This window comes from Saccharopolyspora sp. NPDC045839 (assembly GCF_056431645.1).
The window spans coordinates 1-1,479 of the sequence record NZ_JBWKKH010000077.1 but is presented as its reverse complement, the minus strand read 5'-3'; the positions used below and the strand labels follow the sequence as shown (position 1 = coordinate 1,479).

At 67.0% G+C, this 1,479-nt stretch carries 1 protein-coding gene; it reads left to right on the top strand.

Annotation, left to right across the window (positions count from 1 at the left end):
• Positions 1-56 precede the first annotated feature (56 nt).
• Positions 57-1,479 (top strand): NF041680 family putative transposase (locus AC07EQ_RS43355; RefSeq protein ID WP_478393612.1); only part of this gene is annotated, 1,423 nt, incomplete at its 3' end.

The window sequence follows — 1,479 nt, the reverse complement described above, 5'->3', positions numbered from 1 at the left end:
TTGATCATTCCTCTTGCCACAGAAAGAAGATCGATCCAAGGGCTGCGATGGCTAGTGTGCACGATCCCGATCGTGAGGTTGCGTTCGGGGAGTTGGTCAGGTTCCGCCAGGAGTTCTATGAATGCCTGAGCGCACGGGCGGATGGGTTATTCGAGCTAGCCGAGGCGGTGTTGTGCACTGACGGCCCGGTCCGGTCCTTGGTGGGATTGTCGTTGGCACCGGAGCATCAGCGCGGACATGGCGCGTTGTATGACGCGATGAACTGTGGGCGCATCGACGTCCAGCGGTTGCGGACGACGCTGGCTGGTCTGCCGCTGCCCCGAGCCGCTGACGGGCGGCTGGTGCTGGCGGTCGACGTGTCCCCGTGGTTGCGGCCGGATGCCAATACCTCACCGGAGCGTTCGTTTTGCCATACCTATGGTCGCGGCAAGGACCAGCACTTGATGATCCCCGGCTGGCCGTACTCGATCGTCGCTGCGCTGGAGACGGGCCGCACGTCCTGGACCGCGCTGCTGGACGCGATACGGCTTGAGCCGGGAGCCGATGTGGCGGCGGTGACCTGCGACCAGATCCGCCAGGTCGTCGAATGCCTCATCGCGGCTGGTGGGTGGCGCGACGGTGACCCGGAGATCCTCGTCGTGCTGGATGCCGGATACGACGCCCCACGCATCGCTTATTCGCTGGCCGATCTCCCCGTGCAGATCCTTGGCCGGATGCGCTCAGACCGCGTCCTGCGCAGGCCCGCACCACCACGCCGGCCCGGCACACGTGGTCGACCTCCGAGACATGGCAGCGAGTTCGTTTTCGGCGACCCGGCTTCGTGGGGCGCCGAGCAGGCGGTGACGACCACCGACACTCGCCTGTACGGACAGGTCCACGCTCAGGCGTGGGACCGGCTGCACCCGAAACTGACCCATCGAGCAGCCTGGGCCGACCACCACGGGCCGCTGCCCATCATCGAAGGCACGGTCATCCGGCTGACCGTCGATCACCTGCCCAGCGGGGGCGCGGCGAAACCCGTGTGGCTGTGGTGGTCGACAGTGGATGCCTCCGAGGCGGATGTCGATCGCCTGTGGCAAGCGTATTTGCGGCGCTTCGACATCGAACACACCTTCCGGCTGTTCAAACAAACCCTCGGCTGGACCGTCCCGAAGCTGCGGGAACCCGAGGCCGCCGACCGCTGGAGTTGGCTGATCATCACCGCCTACACCCAACTACGCCTGGCCCGGCCACTGACCACCGACCTGCGGCGGCCGTGGGAAAAGCCAGCCCCACCCGAGCGCCTCACTCCCTCCCGCGTCCGACGCGGATTTCGGAACCTGCGTGCGAAAACCTCCTCGCCAGCCGGTGCACCGAAACCCTCCCGGCCCGGCCCCGGACGGCCACCCGGATCGACCAACCGCCACCGCGCCCCACACCATGACGTCGGACGCATCCTCGCCACCGGCGAGGCCTACCAACGCCCCGCCCACCACAAAA